Here is a 15,171-nt window from a genome sequence, read left to right as displayed (position 1 = left end):
CATTGGTCATTTCCCCTGAAGATAAAACCGGCTAAAACAGCAGTCTCTTTCAATGTTTTTTTGATAATGCCCGGTGAGCCAGATGCTGCGATTCGATGACCTGCAATTGTTCGTGCGCGCCGCCGACCTCGGCAGCCTGTCCGCCGCGGCGCGGGTCATGGACCTGTCGGCGGCAGTGGCCAGCGCCGCCCTCAAGCGCATCGAGCAGCAACTCGGCGTCCGGTTGCTGGCGCGTTCGACCCGCAGTCTGCGCCTGACCGCCGAGGGCGAAGGGTTTCTCGAATACGCCCGCGCGGCCCTGAGCAACCTGGAGGAGGGGCGGCGCTTGTTGGCCAGCGGGCAGGATCAGGTCAGCGGCGTTCTCCAGCTGTCCGCGCCCTCGGACTTCGGCCGCAACCTGTTGCTGCCCTGGCTCGACCAGTTCCAGCAGGAGCACCCCAAGCTCACGGTGCGCCTGCTGCTGGGCGATCGCATTGCCGATCTGTTTCGCCAGCCGGTGGACATTGCCCTGCGTTACGGCGAGCCGGAAGACTCCAGCCTGGTGGCCCTGCCGGTCGCGCCGCAGAACCGGCGGGTGCTGGTGGCCGCCCCCGAGTACCTCGCCCGCCACGGCGAGCCGCGCCAGCTGGAGCAGCTGCCCCAGCACAATTGCCTGCTCTACATGCTCGGCAGCCGGGTGCACGACCACTGGAGTTTCCATGACGGCAAGCGCGAGGTCGGCCTGACGGTCAGCGGCGATCGTTTCAGCGACGATGCCGATGTGGTGCGCCTGTGGGCGGTGGCGGGGCGGGGCATCGCCTACAAGTCCTGGCTCGACGTGGCGGCCGATGTGCTGGCCGGGCGGCTCAAGGTGCTGATGCCGGAGCTGCGCTGCGAACGGGCACCGCTGAACCTGTTGTGCGCCCATCGGGCGCAGTTGAGCAAACCGGTGAACCTGCTGCGGGACATGTTGCAGGCGCGCTGCGCTGAAATCTCCGCGCATTACCCCAGGCCAACCCACGCCGATCAATGACCCTGGCCGGCGGCGTCGTTGCGGGGTGCGGGCAGGTCGCATCCAGCACTGAGCGGCGGCGTCGATCTTGCACACTCGATTGCAGACCATTCAATCGGGGGGACGGGGCATGGCAAGTCAGGGATACAGTGCGGCGGAGCGTCTGGAACGCTTGCCCATCAGCGGTTATCACCGAGTCATTTTCATCATCATCGCCCTGGCGTTTTTCTTCGACTCCATGGACCTGGCGATGATGACCTTCCTGCTCGGCTCGATCAAAGCCGAGTTCGGCCTAAGTACGGCCCAGGCCGGCTTGTTGGCCAGTTCGAGTTTCTTCGGCATGGTGGTCGGCGCATCGCTGTCGGGCATGCTCGCCGACCGCTTCGGGCGCAAGCCGGTGTTCCAGTGGAGCATCGTGCTCTGGGGCATCGCCAGTTACCTGTGCTCCACGGCGCAGACGGTGGACAGCCTGACCCTGTTCCGGGTGCTGCTGGGGATCGGCATGGGCATGGAGTTTCCCATCGCCCAGTCGATGCTGTCGGAGATGATCCCGGCCAAGCGGCGCGGACGCTATATCGCCTTGATGGACGGCTTCTGGCCGCTGGGTTTCGTCGCGGCGGGCGTGCTCTCGTATTTCCTGCTGCCGTTGATTGGCTGGCGCGACATCTTCCTGGTCCTGGCGATCCCGGCGGTGTTCGTGCTGGCGATCCGTTTCTTCATTCCCGAGTCGCCGCGCTGGCTGGAGCAGGCCGGGCGGCACGCCGATGCCGACCAGGTGCTGCGACGGATCGAGGATAAGGTCCGGGCCTCGTTGCAGCGCGCGGATCTGCCCGAGCCGGTGCGCCTGCCGCGGGTGGAAAGCGTGCCGGGGCATTTCTTCTCGGCCTTGCGCGAGATCTGGTCGCCGCTCTATCGCCAACGCACGATGATGATCTGGAGCGTGTGGTTCTTTGCCCTGCTGGGTTTTTATGGCCTGACCTCGTGGCTCAGCGCCTTGTTGCAGCAGTCGGGGTTCGCCGTGACTCAGTCGGTGTACTACACGGTGCTGATTTCCCTCGGCGGCATTCCCGGCTTCCTCATGGCCGCCTGGCTGGTGGAGCGCTGGGGGCGCAAGCCGGTGTGCGTGATCACCCTGCTGGGCGGTGGGGTCATGGCGTTTTTCTACGGGCAGAGCGCGGTGTTCGGCGGCAACGTGGCGCTGTTGATCAGCTCCGGCCTGTTGATGCAGTTCTTCCTGTTCGGTATGTGGGCGGTGCTCTACACCTACACGCCCGAGTTGTATCCCACTTCGGCGCGGGCTACCGGTTCCGGCTTCGCCTCGGCGGTGGGGCGCATCGGTTCGCTGCTCGGGCCTTTGGTGACCGGCGTGGTGTTCCCGATGACCGGGCAGGGTGGGGTGTTCGCCCTGGGCGCGCTGTGTTTCGCGGTCGCCGCGGCGGTGGTCTGGCTGTTCGGGATGGAGACCCGGGGCAAGACGCTGGAAGAGTTGAGCGAAGTCGGCGCCTGAGCTGTAGCCGCTGCCGCAGGCTGCGATAGGTCCGCAGGACCTCCGGCGTCATTGAGATCGCCGCGACCGTTCCGGTCGATCGCAGCCTTCGGCAGCGGCTACAGGTGTATCGCGGTTACGGCTTGACCAAGCGCGCATCCAGGCTGTTCTGCGCCAGGCGCTTGGCCTGATCCTGGGTCATGCCCAGGTGGGTGTACAGGGCGTGGAAGTTCTCGGTGACGTAGCCGCCGAAGTAGGCCGGGTCATCGGAGTTCACGGTGACCTTCACCCCACGCTCGAGCATCTCGAGGATGTTGTGTTGCGACATGTGATCGAACACGCAGAGCTTGGTGTTCGACAGTGGGCAGACGGTCAGCGGGATCTGCTCGTCGATGATGCGCTGCATCAGTCGCTCGTCCTCGAAGGCGCGCACGCCGTGGTCGATGCGCTGGATCTTCAGCAGGTCGAGGGCTTCCCAGATGTACTCGGGCGGGCCTTCTTCACCGGCGTGGGCGACGGTGAGGAAACCTTCGCTGCGGGCACGATCGAACACCCGCTGGAACTTGCTCGGCGGGTGACCCATTTCCGAACTGTCCAGGCCGACCGCGACAAAGGCTTCGCGGAATGGCAGCGCCTGGTCGAGGGTTTTCTGCGCTTCGTCTTCGCTCAGGTGGCGCAGGAAACTGAGGATCAGGCCGCTGGTGATGCCCAGTTGCTGCTCACCGTCCTTGAGCGCGCTGGCGATGCCGTTGAGCACCACTTCGAAGGGGATGCCGCGATCGGTGTGGGTCTGCGGATCGAAGAAGGGTTCGGTGTGGATGACGTTCTGCTCTTTGCAGCGCAGCAGGTAGGCCCAGGTCAGGTCGTAGAAATCCTGGGAGGTGCGCAGTACGTCCGCGCCCTGGTAGTACAGGTCGAGGAACTCTTGCAGGTTGTTGAAGGCATAAGCCTTGCGCAGGGTTTCCACATCGCTCCAGGGCAGGGCGATCTTGTTGCGTTCGGCCAGGGCGAACAGCAGCTCGGGCTCGAGGGATCCTTCAAGGTGCAGGTGCAGTTCGGCCTTGGGCAAGGCGTTCAGCCAGTCGTACATGGGTGTGATCTCATCAGGTGCAGTCGAGCGCTGCGTGAACGTGTTGCGCTCCATCATCCTGCGGCGAAAAGCCGACCGCAAGGTGCGATGACAGGCGCTGGCCCCGGATTTCCCCAGGGCTGCGCGGGCGCGTCAGGTTCCCATCGCGCCCATAAGGGCAGGCATTCTACAGGCGCACGCGGACGATTCGGCAAAACCTGACCAACCGAGCGATCAGGACGCTTGCAGTTCCCGGCGATAGGCATAGGTATCGGCGAACCGCGACAAGAGGAACTCGGCGCAGGTGGTGACCGGGTACTTCGGCGGATGCCCGGCATCCTGGCAGCCGGGCAGGCATTCGATGCGCGTATCCGGATGGGGCTCGGCGAAGAACGGCATCGAGTAGCGGTCCACCCCCAGCGGGCTGATCACCCGGTGCGGCGTCGACAGGTAACGGTCGTTGCTCCAGCGCGCCATCATGTCGCCGAGGTTGACCACGAAGGTGCCCTCGATGGGCGGGGCGTCGATCCACTGGCCCTGGACGTTGCGCACCTGCAGGCCGCCGGCGCTGTCCTGGTAGAGCAGGGTGATGCAGCCGTAGTCGGTGTGGGCGCCGGCGCCTTGCTGCTCGTCGCTGCTGGCGGTGTGCCGCGGCGGGTAATGGATCAGGCGCAGGACGCTGACCGGCTCCTTGAAGCGGCGGTCGAAAAAGTCGCGCTCGATGCCCAGGGCCAGGGTCATGGCCCGCAGCAGGGTCTGGGCCAGGGCCTGCATGTCCAGGTAGTGCTGCTCCATCAGGGTTTCCCAGCCGGCGATATCCGGGTGCCGGTTGCTGCCGCGCAGCGGTTTTTCCGCGAGTACCTCGGGATGGTCGGCCGGCAGGTGCAGGCCCATGTCGAAGGTTTCCTTGAGGTCGCTGGGCTTGTCCGGGTCCAGCTGCTCGGTGGCGATCGCGCCGTAGCCGCGATGGTGGCGGGTCTGGGTGATATCGATCTTGAGTTTCTCGGCGGCCGGCAGGGCGAAGAACTGCCGGGCGGCGTCGAGCAACTGGCCGATGCGCGCGGCGCTGATCGGGTGGCCCTTGATATAGAAGAAACCCCACTCGCGGCAGGCGCGGTCGATCTGCTGGGCGACGCTGTTCCAGCCGTGGGCGTCGTCGCCGTAGAGCGGGCTGATGTCGATGATTGGAAGCTGGTTCATATGAATGCTCTCAAGTTACCCACGGTCCTGTAGCCGCTGCCGCAGGCTGCGATCGACCCCGAAGGGGGCGTGCTCTGGATATCGAGCAAAGGTCCTTCGGACCTTGGCGCAACCTGCGGCAACGGCTACAGGATTCGATGAGTCATTTCGGAATGTCGGCCTTCATGCCTTCCACGTAATAGTTCATCGACGCGAGCTCGGCATTGCTGGCGCTGACCCCGGCGGCGAGTTTTTCCACGCCGGCCTGATCCTTGATCGGCCCGGTGAACGGGTGGAAGGCGCCGCTCTTGATGTCGGCGATGATCTGCTCGGCCTCACGCTTGACGTCGGCGGGCACCAGGTCGCTGATCGGCAGTTCGACCGTGCCTTCCTTCAGGCCGCCCCAGTAGTCCTGGGATTTCCAGCTGTGGTCGAGCACGCCCTGGGTGGCCTGGATGTAGTGCGGGCCCCAGTTGTTGACGATGGAGGTCAGCACCGCTTTGGGCCCGAAGTGGGCCATGTCCGAGGCGTAGCCCACGGCATACACGCCACGGCGTTCGGCGGCCTGGATCGGCGCCGGGCTGTCAGTGTGCTGGAAGATCACGTCGGCGCCCTGGTCGATCAGGGCGTTGGCGGCGTCGGCTTCCTTGCCCGGGTCGAACCAGGAGTTGACCCACACCACCTTGATCTCGGTGCCCGGGTTGTATTTGTTCAGGGCCAGCTGGATGGCGTTGATGTCGCGGATCACTTCCGGGATCGGGAAGGAGGCGATGTAGCCGACTTTCTTGCTCTTGGTCATCTTCGCCGCGAGGAAACCGCCGACGTAGCGACCTTCATAGGTGCGGGCCAGGTAGGTGCCGAGGTTCTTGTCCTGCTTGTAGCCGGTGGCGTGTTCGAAGGTGGTCTTGGGGAATTGCTTGGCGACTTTCAGGGTCGGGTTCATGTAGCCGAAGGAGGTGGTGAAGATCAGGTCGTACTGGTCCTTGGCCATGTTGCGGATCACCCGCTCGGCGTCGGCGCCTTCGGCGACGTTCTCCACGTAGTTGGTCTTGATCCGGTCGCCGAACTTCTCCACCAGCGCCTTGCGTCCCTGTTCATGCTGATAGGTCCAGCCGTGGTCGCCGATCGGGCCGATATAGACGAAGCCGACCTTCAATGGATCGGCGGCGCTGGCGCCCAGCGAGACGCTCAGGCCGATGGCCGCGGTGAGGGCGCACAGCAATTTTTGCAACGGACGTTTATGCATGAATCCGGACTCCATTTTGTTGTGGGGCGAGGCTGGGCTCTAAGGCTTGAATGGCTCAATGCAAATAGCTGACCAACAGGACAACAAAATCTTCGGAACCAGGGAGAAGCCTTCGCGGGCAAGCCTCGCTCCTGCGGGATCATCCAGCTTCTGTAGGAGCGAGGCTTGCCCGCGAAGAGGCCAGACGGATCCGCACAGGCTCATCCCGGTGCACCCACACCCATCAGCGCCATTCACTGGTGCACTAAGGTGTAACGAAACGTTAGTGACTCCATGCAGTCTTTAGCTCATCTCTACTGCTCGATTTATCCGGTCAAAGGACTGCAATGCTCACTTCACTCAAGCAAGAAAGTTTTCTGTTGCTGGCGCTGCTCGCGGCGCTGGTTGCCTATCCGTTGGAGCATGCGCTGCTCAACAGCGGCCAGGGCGTGGCGCTGATCTCCGGGCTGGTGCTGATCGGTTTCATCGTCGCCGCCTCGATGCGCGTCGCCCATCACGCCGAGCTGCTGGCGGAGAAGGTCGGCGACCCCTACGGCACCATGATCCTGACCCTCGCCGCGGTCCTGGTGGAGGTGGTGATCCTGGCGATCATGATGAGCAACGAGGCCTCGCCGACCCTGGTGCGCGACACCATCTATTCGGCGGTGATGCTCGACATCAATGGCATCCTCGGCCTGGCCGCGCTGATGGGTGGGATCAAGCATGGCGAGCAGGCCTACAACGACGACTCAGCGCGCTCCTACAGCGTGATGATCCTCACCGCCATGGGCGTGTCGATGGTGGTGCCGGAGTTCATTCCCGAGTCGAAATGGAAGCTCTACTCGGCCTTCACCATTGGCGCCATGGTGCTGTTGTACACCCTGTTCCTGCGCATGCAGGTCGGTGCCCACAGCTACTTCTTCAGCTACAGCTACCCGGAAAAACGCCGTAAGAAAGAACCGACGGAAGACCAGCCAGCGCCTGTCAGCCTGGCGTTCTCCATCGCCACCCTGGTGTTCGGCGTGGTGCTGATCGGCGCCTTGGCGGAGGTGATGTCCAATACTCTCGACCTGGGGCTGGAAGGCACGGGCGCGCCGCCGGTGATCACGGCGATCCTGGTGGCGGCGATTTCCGCGGCGCCGGAAATTCTCACGGCCTTGCGCGCGGCGTTAGCCAATCGCATGCAGTCGGTGGTCAATATTGCGTTGGGCGCGTCGTTGTCGACGGTGATCCTGACGGTGCCGGTGATGGAGGCCATGGCGCTCTACACCGGCCAACCGTTCCAGATGGCGATGACCCCGGTGCAGACGGTGATGATCTTCATCACCCTGATCGTCAGCGCGATCAACCTCAACGACGGTGAGACCAATGCCATCGAAGGCATGACCCACTTCGTGCTGTTCGCGACCTTTATCATGTTGTCGTTACTGGGTCTTTGAAGAGCATCGCGAGCAAGCTCGCTCCTACATCCGGCGTGATTCATTCTGGAAATGATCGGAACCGGTTCCCTGTAGGAGCGAGCTTGCTCGCGATAACACCGGATCAGGCGCCGCCGATCAACTCCCGCGCCGCCTGCCGGTGATCGGCAATCAGGCCCCGCACATCCAACCCCTCGACCTGCCCATCGATCACCCGCCACTGGCCGCCGACCATCACCCGGTCCGCCCGGTCCGCGCCGCACAGCAGCAACGCCGACAACGGATCATGGCTGCCGGAGAAGCGCAGCTCATCGAGCTTGAACAGCGCCAGGTCGGCCTGTTTGCCCACGGCCAGCTCGCCGATATCGTCGCGCCCCAGCAACCGTGCCGAACCCCGGGTGGCCCAGCCCAGCACCAACTCCGGGGTGATCTTCTCGGCGCCGTAGCGCAGGCGCTGCAGGTACAGGGCCTGGCGGGTTTCGAGAATCATGTTCGAGGCGTCGTTCGAGGCCGAGCCATCCACACCCAGGCCGACGGGCGCGCCAGCGTCGGTCAGTTCCAGGGTCGGGCAGATGCCCGAGGCCAGGCGCATGTTGGAACTCGGGCAGTGACAGATGCCGGTCCCGGCCGCGCCAAGGCGGGCGATTTCATCCGGGTTGAAATGGATGCCGTGGGCCAGCCAGGTCCGCGGGCCGAGCCAGCCGACGCTGTCCAGGTAGTCCACGGTGCGCAGGCCGAAACGTTGCAGGCAGAAGTCTTCCTCGTCGAGGGTTTCCGCCAGGTGGGTGTGCAGGCGCACGTCGAGTTTTTCCGCCAGCTCGGCACTGGCCGCCATGATCTCTGGGGTCACCGAGAACGGCGAGCAGGGCGCCAGGGCGATCTGGATCTGCGCGCCGGCGCCGCGTTGGTGGTACTCGGCGATCAGCCGCTGGCTGTCGGCGAGAATCACCTCGCCCTGTTGCACGGTCTGTTGCGGCGGCAGGCCGCCATCCGCTTCGCCGAGGCTCATGGAACCACGGGTGAGCATGGCGCGCATGCCCAGTTCGTGCACGCTGGCCACCTGCACGTCGATGGCGTTTTCCAGGCCCTCGGGGAACAGGTAGTGGTGGTCGGCGGCGGTGGTGCAGCCTGACAGCAGCAGTTCGGCCAACGCCACTTTACTGGCCAGGGCGAGTTTCTCCGGGGTCAGCCGGGCCCAGACCGGGTACAGGGTTTTCAGCCAGGGAAACAGCGGCTGGTTGACCACCGGCGCCCAGGCGCGGGTCAGGGTCTGATAGAAGTGGTGATGGGTGTTGATCAGCCCCGGCAGCAGCACGTGCTCGCGGGCATCGAAAACCTGTCCACAGGGCTGGGCGGGTTGCTGCCCGGCGCCGAGCACTTCGACGATCAGGCCGTCTTGCAGCACCAGGCCGCCACGGGCGTCGAGGGCATTGCCAGTGAAAATGGCGAGGGGATTTTTTAACCAGGTACGGGTCGCAGGCATGGTGGCCGGCTCCTCTGAAAGTGGGTTCAGGTTAGCCAGCTCAGTGTTGCCCTGTCTGCTGATCCAGGGTCGCCACGGGGGCGAGGTGCGCAGTTTACGGGGAGACCGCTGCGCGGTCTATCGCGGGCAAGCCTCGCTCCTACAGGCGGTCACTGTAGGCGCGAGGCTGGCCCGCGATAACGTCCTGTAGCCGCTACCGAAGGCTGCGCTCGACCACGAAGTGGGCGCTGCGATGTCGGCAGCGGCTACAGGTGCAGGCTTACCAGGGAATGGTTTCGCCCTTGTAGTTGACGAAATGGTGCCCGCCCTTGCCGGTATAGGCATTGATCTGCTCGATCAGGCCGCGGGTGCTGGTCTCGACGTCGATGTCCGCGCCTTCGCCGCCCATGTCGGTCTTCACCCAACCCGGGTGCAGCGACAGCACGGTGAGCTTCTGCTCGAGCTGGGTCACGAAGCTGTTGGTCATGGAATTCAGCGCCGCCTTGCTGGCCTTGTACAGCGCCAGCTCCGGCGCGTCGGGCATGGTCACGCTGCCCAGCACCGAACTCATGAACGCCAGCACGCCGCTGTCCGGGCGGATCTGCGGGGCGAAACGCTGGGCCAGGTTGATCGGCGCCACGGCGTTGGTGAAGAACAGCTGGCCGACTTCCGCCAGGGTCGCCTTGCCCGGCGTCTGGTCGTCCGGCCCCTTGACCCCGGCGTTGACGAACAGCAGGTCGAACACTTCGCCTTTGAGCTTCTGGTTCAGGGCGATCACCGCCTGCTGGTCGTCCATGTCCAGCTGTTCGATGCGGACCGGACCCAGGGCCTTGAGCGCCTCGGCTTTTTGCGGATTGCGCACGGTGGCGGTGACCTGCCAGCCAGCGTCCAGCAGGCGTTGCACCAGGCCCAGGCCCAGGCCTCTGGAGGCGCCGATGATCAGTGCGGTTTTTGGCGTAGACATGCAGGGATTCCTTGATGAGTGAAGATCATGGATTTAAGGGGCAACGCTGCTGCCGATCGCGCCGAGGCTGAAGCCCAGGCGTTGCGCGGTCTTGATGTAGAGCGCCAGCTGCACCCTGTCGCTGGGGTAATCACGATAGCCGTTGGCGGTGCGTTGCGCCGCAATCAATCCGCGCTGCTCGTAGAAGCGCAGGGTATCGCGGCTGACGGCGCAGGCCTGGGCACGTTCACCGATGCGCATGCTGGAGTCTCGGAAGGGCTTGACCCTGGAGCATACTCCAGGCTTTAGCCTGCGTGCTCCTTGAATATCCGGAGCGATCCTTTATGTGGAGCACAGCGCAATACCGTCAATTGGTGCGGGCCAGCGGTTGGTACGACCTGATCGTCACCGCCGCCTTTGTCACCCCCTGGAGCTTTCTCGCCCTGCACGGGCTGATGCAGCAGTGGAGCCAGGCCTTCAACCTGCCCGGCGACCTGCCGCCGTTCGCGCCCATGCATCTGCTGATGGTCAACCTGATGGGCTCGATCGTCTGCGTGTGGTCGGTGCTGCGCATCCGCGATCCGCAGCTGGCCTTCGGACGCTACGACGCCGCCGGCCGGCTGCTGTTCTCCACTTGGCAGATCTACGCCCTGGCCCACGGTGGCACGGCCTTGATCGGCGTGATCCTGTTTTTCGAACTGGCCTGGGCGGTGGCGCAGTTGTGGCCGGTTCGCGGGGAGCAGCGGGCGATTCCTGGCCCGGCCTGAAGCATGGTCGGACGGCCGGATCCCGCGGGGGCAGGAGCCGGCAGCTCGGCGAGGGCGTCGCAGCGAATGCAGGGGATGAGCAAGGCCGTCCATAACCCGATCCACTGGACGTCTGCCGCGATCAGTCTTTTCCGGCGTTGGCTAATCGAACTGCAACGCATTGGTCAGGTCGCCCATGGGTGACTGTTCCCGGGCGGCCATGGCCTCGTCACGCAGTTTCAGGCCATCGAGCTTTTCCAGGTCGAAGACCCGGGTCACCAGGCGCAGGATCGATGCCGTGTCATACACCGTGTGATCCACCGTCCCCTTGCGGGCGAAGGGCGATACCACCAGGGCCGGAATACGGCTGCCCGGGCCCCAGCGATCGCCCTTGGGCGGAGCCACGTGATCCCACCAGCCGCCGTTCTCGTCGACCGTGACAATCAGCACCATGTTGTTCCACTGCGGACTGTCCTGCAGGGTCTTGATCGCGCGGACCAGATGCCGGTCGCCCGCGGCGACGTCTGTGTACCCGGCATGCATGTTGAGGTTGCCCTGGGGCTTGTAGAAGCTCACGCTCGGCAGCTTGCCGGCCAGGGCGTCGGCGAAGAACCGGTTCGTCGACGGGTCGTCGCCCAGGCCGCCATCGCGCAGGCGCCTGGCGCGTTCACCGGGGTGCTCCGGGCCTTGCTGCCGGAAGTAGTTGAAGGGCTGGTGGTGGTACTGGAAGTTGGGGATTTTCGGGATCGCGCCCGAGCCGCTGAACTCATCCAGGGTGGCCTGCCAGCCACCGGCGTACCAGGCCCAGTCGATGTTCCTTTTCGACAGCTTGTCGCCGATGTGCTCGTGGCTTTGCGGAACCAGCACGAAGGGCAGGTCCGGTCTGGAGTAGTCCGGTCGTTGTGGATCGCGTTGCCAGGTCGGCCAGTAGGGCGGCGCGAAGGTGTTGACCGCATAACCGTCCGGGGTGAGCGCGCAGGGGCCGAACTGGGCAGGGCCGTCCATGGCACTGGCGGGCGAGTCGGCCAGGGGCCTGAGCCGCGGGTCGCTGGGGTCGTCGCTGTGCAGGTTGGCGATCTTCACCTTGGCCACCGAGTTGCGGGCGTTCGGATAGTGCGGCACCGCCGCCGAGATCAGGTATTGGTGGTTCAGGTACGAACCGCCAAAGGCGCCCTGGAAGAAGTTGTCGCAGAGCACGAACTGCCGCGCGATATCCCACAGGCGAAGGGCATAGCGGCTTTGCCTGTAGTGCCCCATCGTCAGGCCGCCGGAGTCGGACCAGGCGGCGAACCGGTCATTCATGCCACCGTTGATCTGCATCTGGTTCTGGTAGAACTCGTGGGACAAATCGCGGGTCACCAGGCTCAGCGGCAGGTCCTCGGCATTCGGGCCTTTGAGGGCGAACGGCGCGTTCGGCAGGTCCTGCTGAAATGGCACGCCAGCGGGGTAGGTCACGCCATCCGCGGTCTGCGGTCCCAGATGCAGGGTGCCGCCCCAGACCGGGGGCAGGATTTGCAGCAGGCTGCCGTCGCGGTCGCGCTGCTGGTAAGCGGCGGGCTTGAGGCTGGAAAGAGGCTGCTCGAGGCCGGGGAAATCGGCGAACAGGTTGTTGAAGCTGCGGTTCTCGGCATAGATCACCACCACCGTCTTGACGTGCTTGCGCAGTGACCTGTCCAGTTCGGCAGCGGACAGTGGACGCTTGCCCGGTGTAGGGCGCGCATCGCTGTTGGGTGTGCAGCCGCTGAGCGCGGCGCCGGCACCCAGTACCGCGGTACCGGCGAGAAAGTGGCGACGACTGGGATCGATCGGGGTGTCAGGGTTTTCAGGGTCGTTGTGGCTCATTACAAGTATTCCACCGAAGTTGCAGGGCATCCGTTCATGGCTCGTTGAAACTCATGTCGCTAGCGCTGGGGTTGCGGCTGGCGCGCTTGTCATGAATGCAGCGCCGGCTATCGAGCGGACGCGCGGGGAGTGCGACGCTGAGGTCCGCCATGAGCGAGTTGCCGAATGCTTGAAATCCATCAGCTAGGAGGGAGGCCCCGGGCAGGGCCTCCCTGGTTAGCCAGCGAGGTCAGAATTTGTAAACGAAGCTGGCGGTGTAGGTACGCGGAGCGGAAGGGAACACCAGGGTCGAGTCGAACAGGTTGGCGGAAGTGAAGTACTTCTCGTTGAACAGGTTGTTGACGGTAAACAGCGCTTCCCAGGACTTCTCGGAGTAGCCCACCGAGCCGTTCCATACGGTGTAGTCAGGCAGCTTGATCTGCTTCTGGTTGTCCGCCCATTGCTCGTCTACCCAGGTGAAGCCCAGGCTGGCGTTCACACGGCCACCCCAAGGGGTCGGCTGGGTGTAGTTGCCATACAGGCTGGTTACCCACTCCGGTACGCCGCCACGATCGTACTCGCCACCCAGTACCTGGCCGGTCGGGTCGAAGAAGCGGAAGCCATAGAGTTGCGACGGATCCAGGCCATAGGCTTGGGCGACAGCGGCGGTATTGAGCACGGTGAAAGGCTGCCCTTTCTCACGCACCTTCTGTTTGGTCGCCGAGGCCGTCATGGAGAAGTTCTGGTTGAGCATCCAGCGCAACTCACCTTCGTAACCCTTGCCGTTGACCAGCACAGTGCTGCCGTTTTGCGAGTCGCGGTAGGTCTTCTCCTGGTCGTAGTAGGCCAGCGCGGCGTAGACGTTGCCGTTCTCGCTGTTGTACTTGATGCCGTACTCGCGCAGTTTCGAGTCCTGCAGGTAGTTGCCGCTGGAGACGTCCGACGCTGTTACGCCGCCTGCCTGGTTGGACGACAGCGCGGTCGACTCGGCGTAGGTGAAGTAAGGGATGAACCCCCACGGCGTCTTGTACGAGAGGCTGGCACTGAACGAGTCAGTGGTGTTGTGGTTGGTGGCTTTGTCCGGACGCCCGTCGCCATTGGCATCGCGGACCAGATCGCCATTGGTGGCCTGGGCCTTCTCCTTGGCCTTGGCGTCGTAGTAGTCGAAGCGATAGCCCAGCAGCAGGTTCCAGTTCTGCCAGTTCATGTCTGACAGCATGAACGCGCCGGTGTTTTTGGTGATGGATGCGCTCTGGGTGTTGAAGTTGCGTCGGTACATGCCGGGAGCGATCTCGACGTTGCCGGTATGACCGATGTCGAAGCTGTCGTCCGGTGTCGGCCCGACGTTCAGGTCGCGGCGGTCGAGGATTTCATCGAGGTAGGACTCACGGTCGATGGCGCTGTAGTAGCGATAGTTGACGCCGACGACGTTGGACGTGCTGACCTCCCCGATCTGCAGCGGGAAGCTCAGGCTGACTTTGTCTTCCCAGGTGTAGGCATCGTAGTCGGCGGTGAAGCCATAGCTGGTGTATTTGTTGTGGTCCAGGGAGTCGTAGAAGAACTGGTTCTTGAGCTCCATGTCATTGTCCAGCGACCAGATAAGGTCGAAGTACGCCGTGGCGGCCTTGCTTTCGCCCTTGTCCTTCTTGTCGGTGAACACCTTGTTGCGGTCGAGCTTGGTGGTCCCGGGGTTGCTCAGTGCCGCGTTCGGGTCTTTCGGGTCGAAGAAGCAGTTGCTGTAGTTCAGGCAGAAAACGTCCAGCTTGGAGTTGCCGCTGCCCGGTGGAAAACCGACGCCCGGGCTGATGTTGTTGCGTACATCGTCAGGGAACAGCACATCGCCCCTTGAGCTCATCTTGGACGGCGCGCCGGTGATGTAGGTGTCGTGGTCGATCAGGTCCTGGGTGACCCGGTTCCATCCAGGGTTCTGGATGCGCTTGGCCTTCAGGTACTGGCCGCCGAACTCGGTCCGCAGGTTGTCGGTGAGGTCCATGTCGAAGGCGATCTGGCCGATGGTCGACTTGGGTTCGACGTTGTCGAAGTAGCTTTTCGAGTCCTCCTGCTCGAAGAAACCATAGACACCGCCCTGGCGCCCCCCCAACTCGAAGGGCGAGCCGCCTTCGGCGGTGGTGATGTACTGGTCATAGGAACCCACGGTCACACCGAATTGCCCGGTAGGTTTTTCGATGAACTTGGAGGTCGCCGACTTCGAGGATTTCGGGTTGAAGTTCATGTAGCCGCCGACCTTGCCGGCACCGTAGATGGGGGAAACCGGGCCACGCACGATATCGACCGAACTGGCGGCGCGGATCGGCGTTGCATAGTTGCCAGGGTTCTCTACCCGCTTGAACCCCCGGAAGTAGTTATCCGCGGCATCGCCACGCAGGCTCAGTGCCCCCGGCACCCCGAAGAAGGAGCTGGTGTAGGCTCCCGGGGCGAGGCGAACCAGGTCGTTGATGTCGCGCAAGCCGTAGTTTTCGATCAGGTCGGACGACACATCCGACACCGAGCGTGGGGTTTCGGCGATGGACTTGCCCAGGCCGAAAACGCTCTTCACCGGCTGGCTGGGCATGATGCCCATGGTGTCTTCGACACTCTCCTTGAGAATGTAGTCCTCAAGTTCGACCGTCTCTTTCTGATCTTCGGCCATGGCCTGTCCGCCGAGAATCTGCACAGCAGCCGCAACTGCCAGGGCCAGTTTTTGCGGGTGACGCCAGTTATATGTACCCATGGAACACTCCCCTACTACATTTGCTTTTATGTAAAAGTTGTTGAACAACAGGCGAGTGCGTACGGGCAGAAACACAAACTGTTCCTGCCGTACTTGCACA

11 protein-coding genes and 1 pseudogene are annotated in these 15,171 nt (G+C 63.7%); 4 read left to right on the top strand and 8 right to left on the bottom strand.

Annotated features, from left to right (window positions below):
• Positions 1-82: 82 nt before the first annotated feature.
• Both NRG23_RS15710 and NRG23_RS15705 read left to right on the top strand, forming a co-directional pair.
• A complete protein-coding gene (locus NRG23_RS15710) occupies positions 83-1,012 on the top strand; it encodes a LysR family transcriptional regulator (protein WP_038636422.1) in 930 nt (309 codons plus the stop codon).
• A 109-nt stretch (positions 1,013-1,121) separates the two neighbouring features.
• Positions 1,122-2,498 carry an MFS transporter gene (locus tag NRG23_RS15705; RefSeq protein ID WP_016703805.1) on the top strand — a complete coding sequence of 459 codons (1,377 nt, stop codon included), beginning with the start codon at positions 1,122-1,124 and terminating at the stop codon, positions 2,496-2,498.
• Between the two features lie 115 nt (positions 2,499-2,613).
• Here NRG23_RS15705 and NRG23_RS15700 read toward each other — a convergent pair whose 3' ends face one another.
• From NRG23_RS15700 to NRG23_RS15690, 3 genes are all read right to left on the bottom strand, one after another.
• Complete coding sequence (locus tag NRG23_RS15700) at positions 2,614-3,567, bottom strand: adenosine deaminase (RefSeq protein ID WP_007923280.1); 954 nt, start codon at positions 3,565-3,567, stop codon at positions 2,614-2,616.
• Between the two features lie 213 nt (positions 3,568-3,780).
• A complete protein-coding gene (locus NRG23_RS15695) occupies positions 3,781-4,746 on the bottom strand; it encodes a 2-oxoglutarate and iron-dependent oxygenase domain-containing protein (RefSeq protein ID WP_041988655.1) in 966 nt (321 codons plus the stop codon).
• 142 nt (positions 4,747-4,888) lie between these two features.
• A complete protein-coding gene (locus NRG23_RS15690) occupies positions 4,889-5,971 on the bottom strand; it encodes a BMP family ABC transporter substrate-binding protein (RefSeq protein ID WP_038630529.1) in 1,083 nt (360 codons plus the stop codon).
• A 326-nt stretch (positions 5,972-6,297) separates the two neighbouring features.
• On the opposite strand from NRG23_RS15690, the gene NRG23_RS15685 reads away from it, so the two are divergent.
• Positions 6,298-7,389 (top strand): calcium:proton antiporter, encoded by a 1,092-nt coding sequence (locus NRG23_RS15685; RefSeq protein WP_257375040.1) that lies wholly within the window; start codon positions 6,298-6,300, stop codon positions 7,387-7,389.
• A 103-nt stretch (positions 7,390-7,492) separates the two neighbouring features.
• Here NRG23_RS15685 and NRG23_RS15680 read toward each other — a convergent pair whose 3' ends face one another.
• The 3 genes and pseudogenes from NRG23_RS15680 to NRG23_RS15670 all read right to left on the bottom strand — a co-directional run.
• Positions 7,493-8,851, bottom strand: a complete 1,359-nt coding sequence (locus tag NRG23_RS15680) for an 8-oxoguanine deaminase (RefSeq protein WP_257375039.1) — start codon at positions 8,849-8,851, stop codon at positions 7,493-7,495.
• A 259-nt stretch (positions 8,852-9,110) separates the two neighbouring features.
• On the bottom strand, positions 9,111-9,794 hold the full coding sequence (locus NRG23_RS15675; protein ID WP_009046821.1) for an SDR family oxidoreductase: 684 nt from the start codon (positions 9,792-9,794) through the stop codon (positions 9,111-9,113).
• A 39-nt stretch (positions 9,795-9,833) separates the two neighbouring features.
• Positions 9,834-10,034: pseudogene (locus tag NRG23_RS15670) on the bottom strand (MerR family transcriptional regulator); the annotation flags it as partial.
• A gap of 83 nt (positions 10,035-10,117) precedes the next feature.
• Here NRG23_RS15670 and NRG23_RS15665 point away from each other — a divergent pair.
• A complete protein-coding gene (locus NRG23_RS15665) occupies positions 10,118-10,540 on the top strand; it encodes a hypothetical protein (protein WP_028681568.1) in 423 nt (140 codons plus the stop codon).
• Positions 10,541-10,681: 141 nt separating this feature from the next.
• Here the strand turns inward: NRG23_RS15665 and acpA are convergent, their stop codons facing one another.
• Together acpA and NRG23_RS15655 are read right to left on the bottom strand one after the other, a co-directional pair.
• Positions 10,682-12,361, bottom strand: coding sequence for an acid phosphatase (gene acpA, locus NRG23_RS15660; RefSeq protein ID WP_101281756.1), 1,680 nt, complete (start codon positions 12,359-12,361; stop codon positions 10,682-10,684).
• Between the two features lie 229 nt (positions 12,362-12,590).
• On the bottom strand, positions 12,591-15,071 hold the full coding sequence (locus tag NRG23_RS15655) for a TonB-dependent siderophore receptor (RefSeq protein ID WP_016703810.1): 2,481 nt from the start codon (positions 15,069-15,071) through the stop codon (positions 12,591-12,593).
• Positions 15,072-15,171: the final 100 nt, after the last annotated feature.

It is taken from the genome of Pseudomonas sp. T8, from assembly GCF_024610635.1.
Taxonomy (GTDB): Bacteria; Pseudomonadota; Gammaproteobacteria; order Pseudomonadales; family Pseudomonadaceae; genus Aquipseudomonas; species Aquipseudomonas chlororaphis_I.
Note: the sequence above shows the minus strand (reverse complement) of the source record. Positions and strands in the feature narration are given on the sequence as shown.

Bases quoted from the DNA above. Each gene is read 5' to 3' on its own strand.
- NRG23_RS15655 (WP_016703810.1), bottom strand. From the start codon at position 15,071: ATGGGTACATATAACTGGCGTCACCCGCAAAAACTGGCCCTGGCAGTT.
- NRG23_RS15690 (WP_038630529.1), bottom strand. From the start codon at position 5,971: ATGCATAAACGTCCGTTGCAAAAATTGCTGTGCGCCCTCACCGCGGCC.
- NRG23_RS15695 (WP_041988655.1), bottom strand. From the start codon at position 4,746: ATGAACCAGCTTCCAATCATCGACATCAGCCCGCTCTACGGCGACGAC.
- NRG23_RS15710 (WP_038636422.1), top strand. From the start codon at position 83: ATGCTGCGATTCGATGACCTGCAATTGTTCGTGCGCGCCGCCGACCTC.
- NRG23_RS15705 (WP_016703805.1), top strand. From the start codon at position 1,122: ATGGCAAGTCAGGGATACAGTGCGGCGGAGCGTCTGGAACGCTTGCCC.
- NRG23_RS15665 (WP_028681568.1), top strand. From the start codon at position 10,118: ATGTGGAGCACAGCGCAATACCGTCAATTGGTGCGGGCCAGCGGTTGG.
- NRG23_RS15700 (WP_007923280.1), bottom strand. From the start codon at position 3,567: ATGTACGACTGGCTGAACGCCTTGCCCAAGGCCGAACTGCACCTGCAC.
- NRG23_RS15675 (WP_009046821.1), bottom strand. From the start codon at position 9,794: ATGTCTACGCCAAAAACCGCACTGATCATCGGCGCCTCCAGAGGCCTG.
- acpA (WP_101281756.1), bottom strand. From the start codon at position 12,361: ATGAGCCACAACGACCCTGAAAACCCTGACACCCCGATCGATCCCAGT.
- NRG23_RS15680 (WP_257375039.1), bottom strand. From the start codon at position 8,851: ATGCCTGCGACCCGTACCTGGTTAAAAAATCCCCTCGCCATTTTCACT.
- NRG23_RS15685 (WP_257375040.1), top strand. From the start codon at position 6,298: ATGCTCACTTCACTCAAGCAAGAAAGTTTTCTGTTGCTGGCGCTGCTC.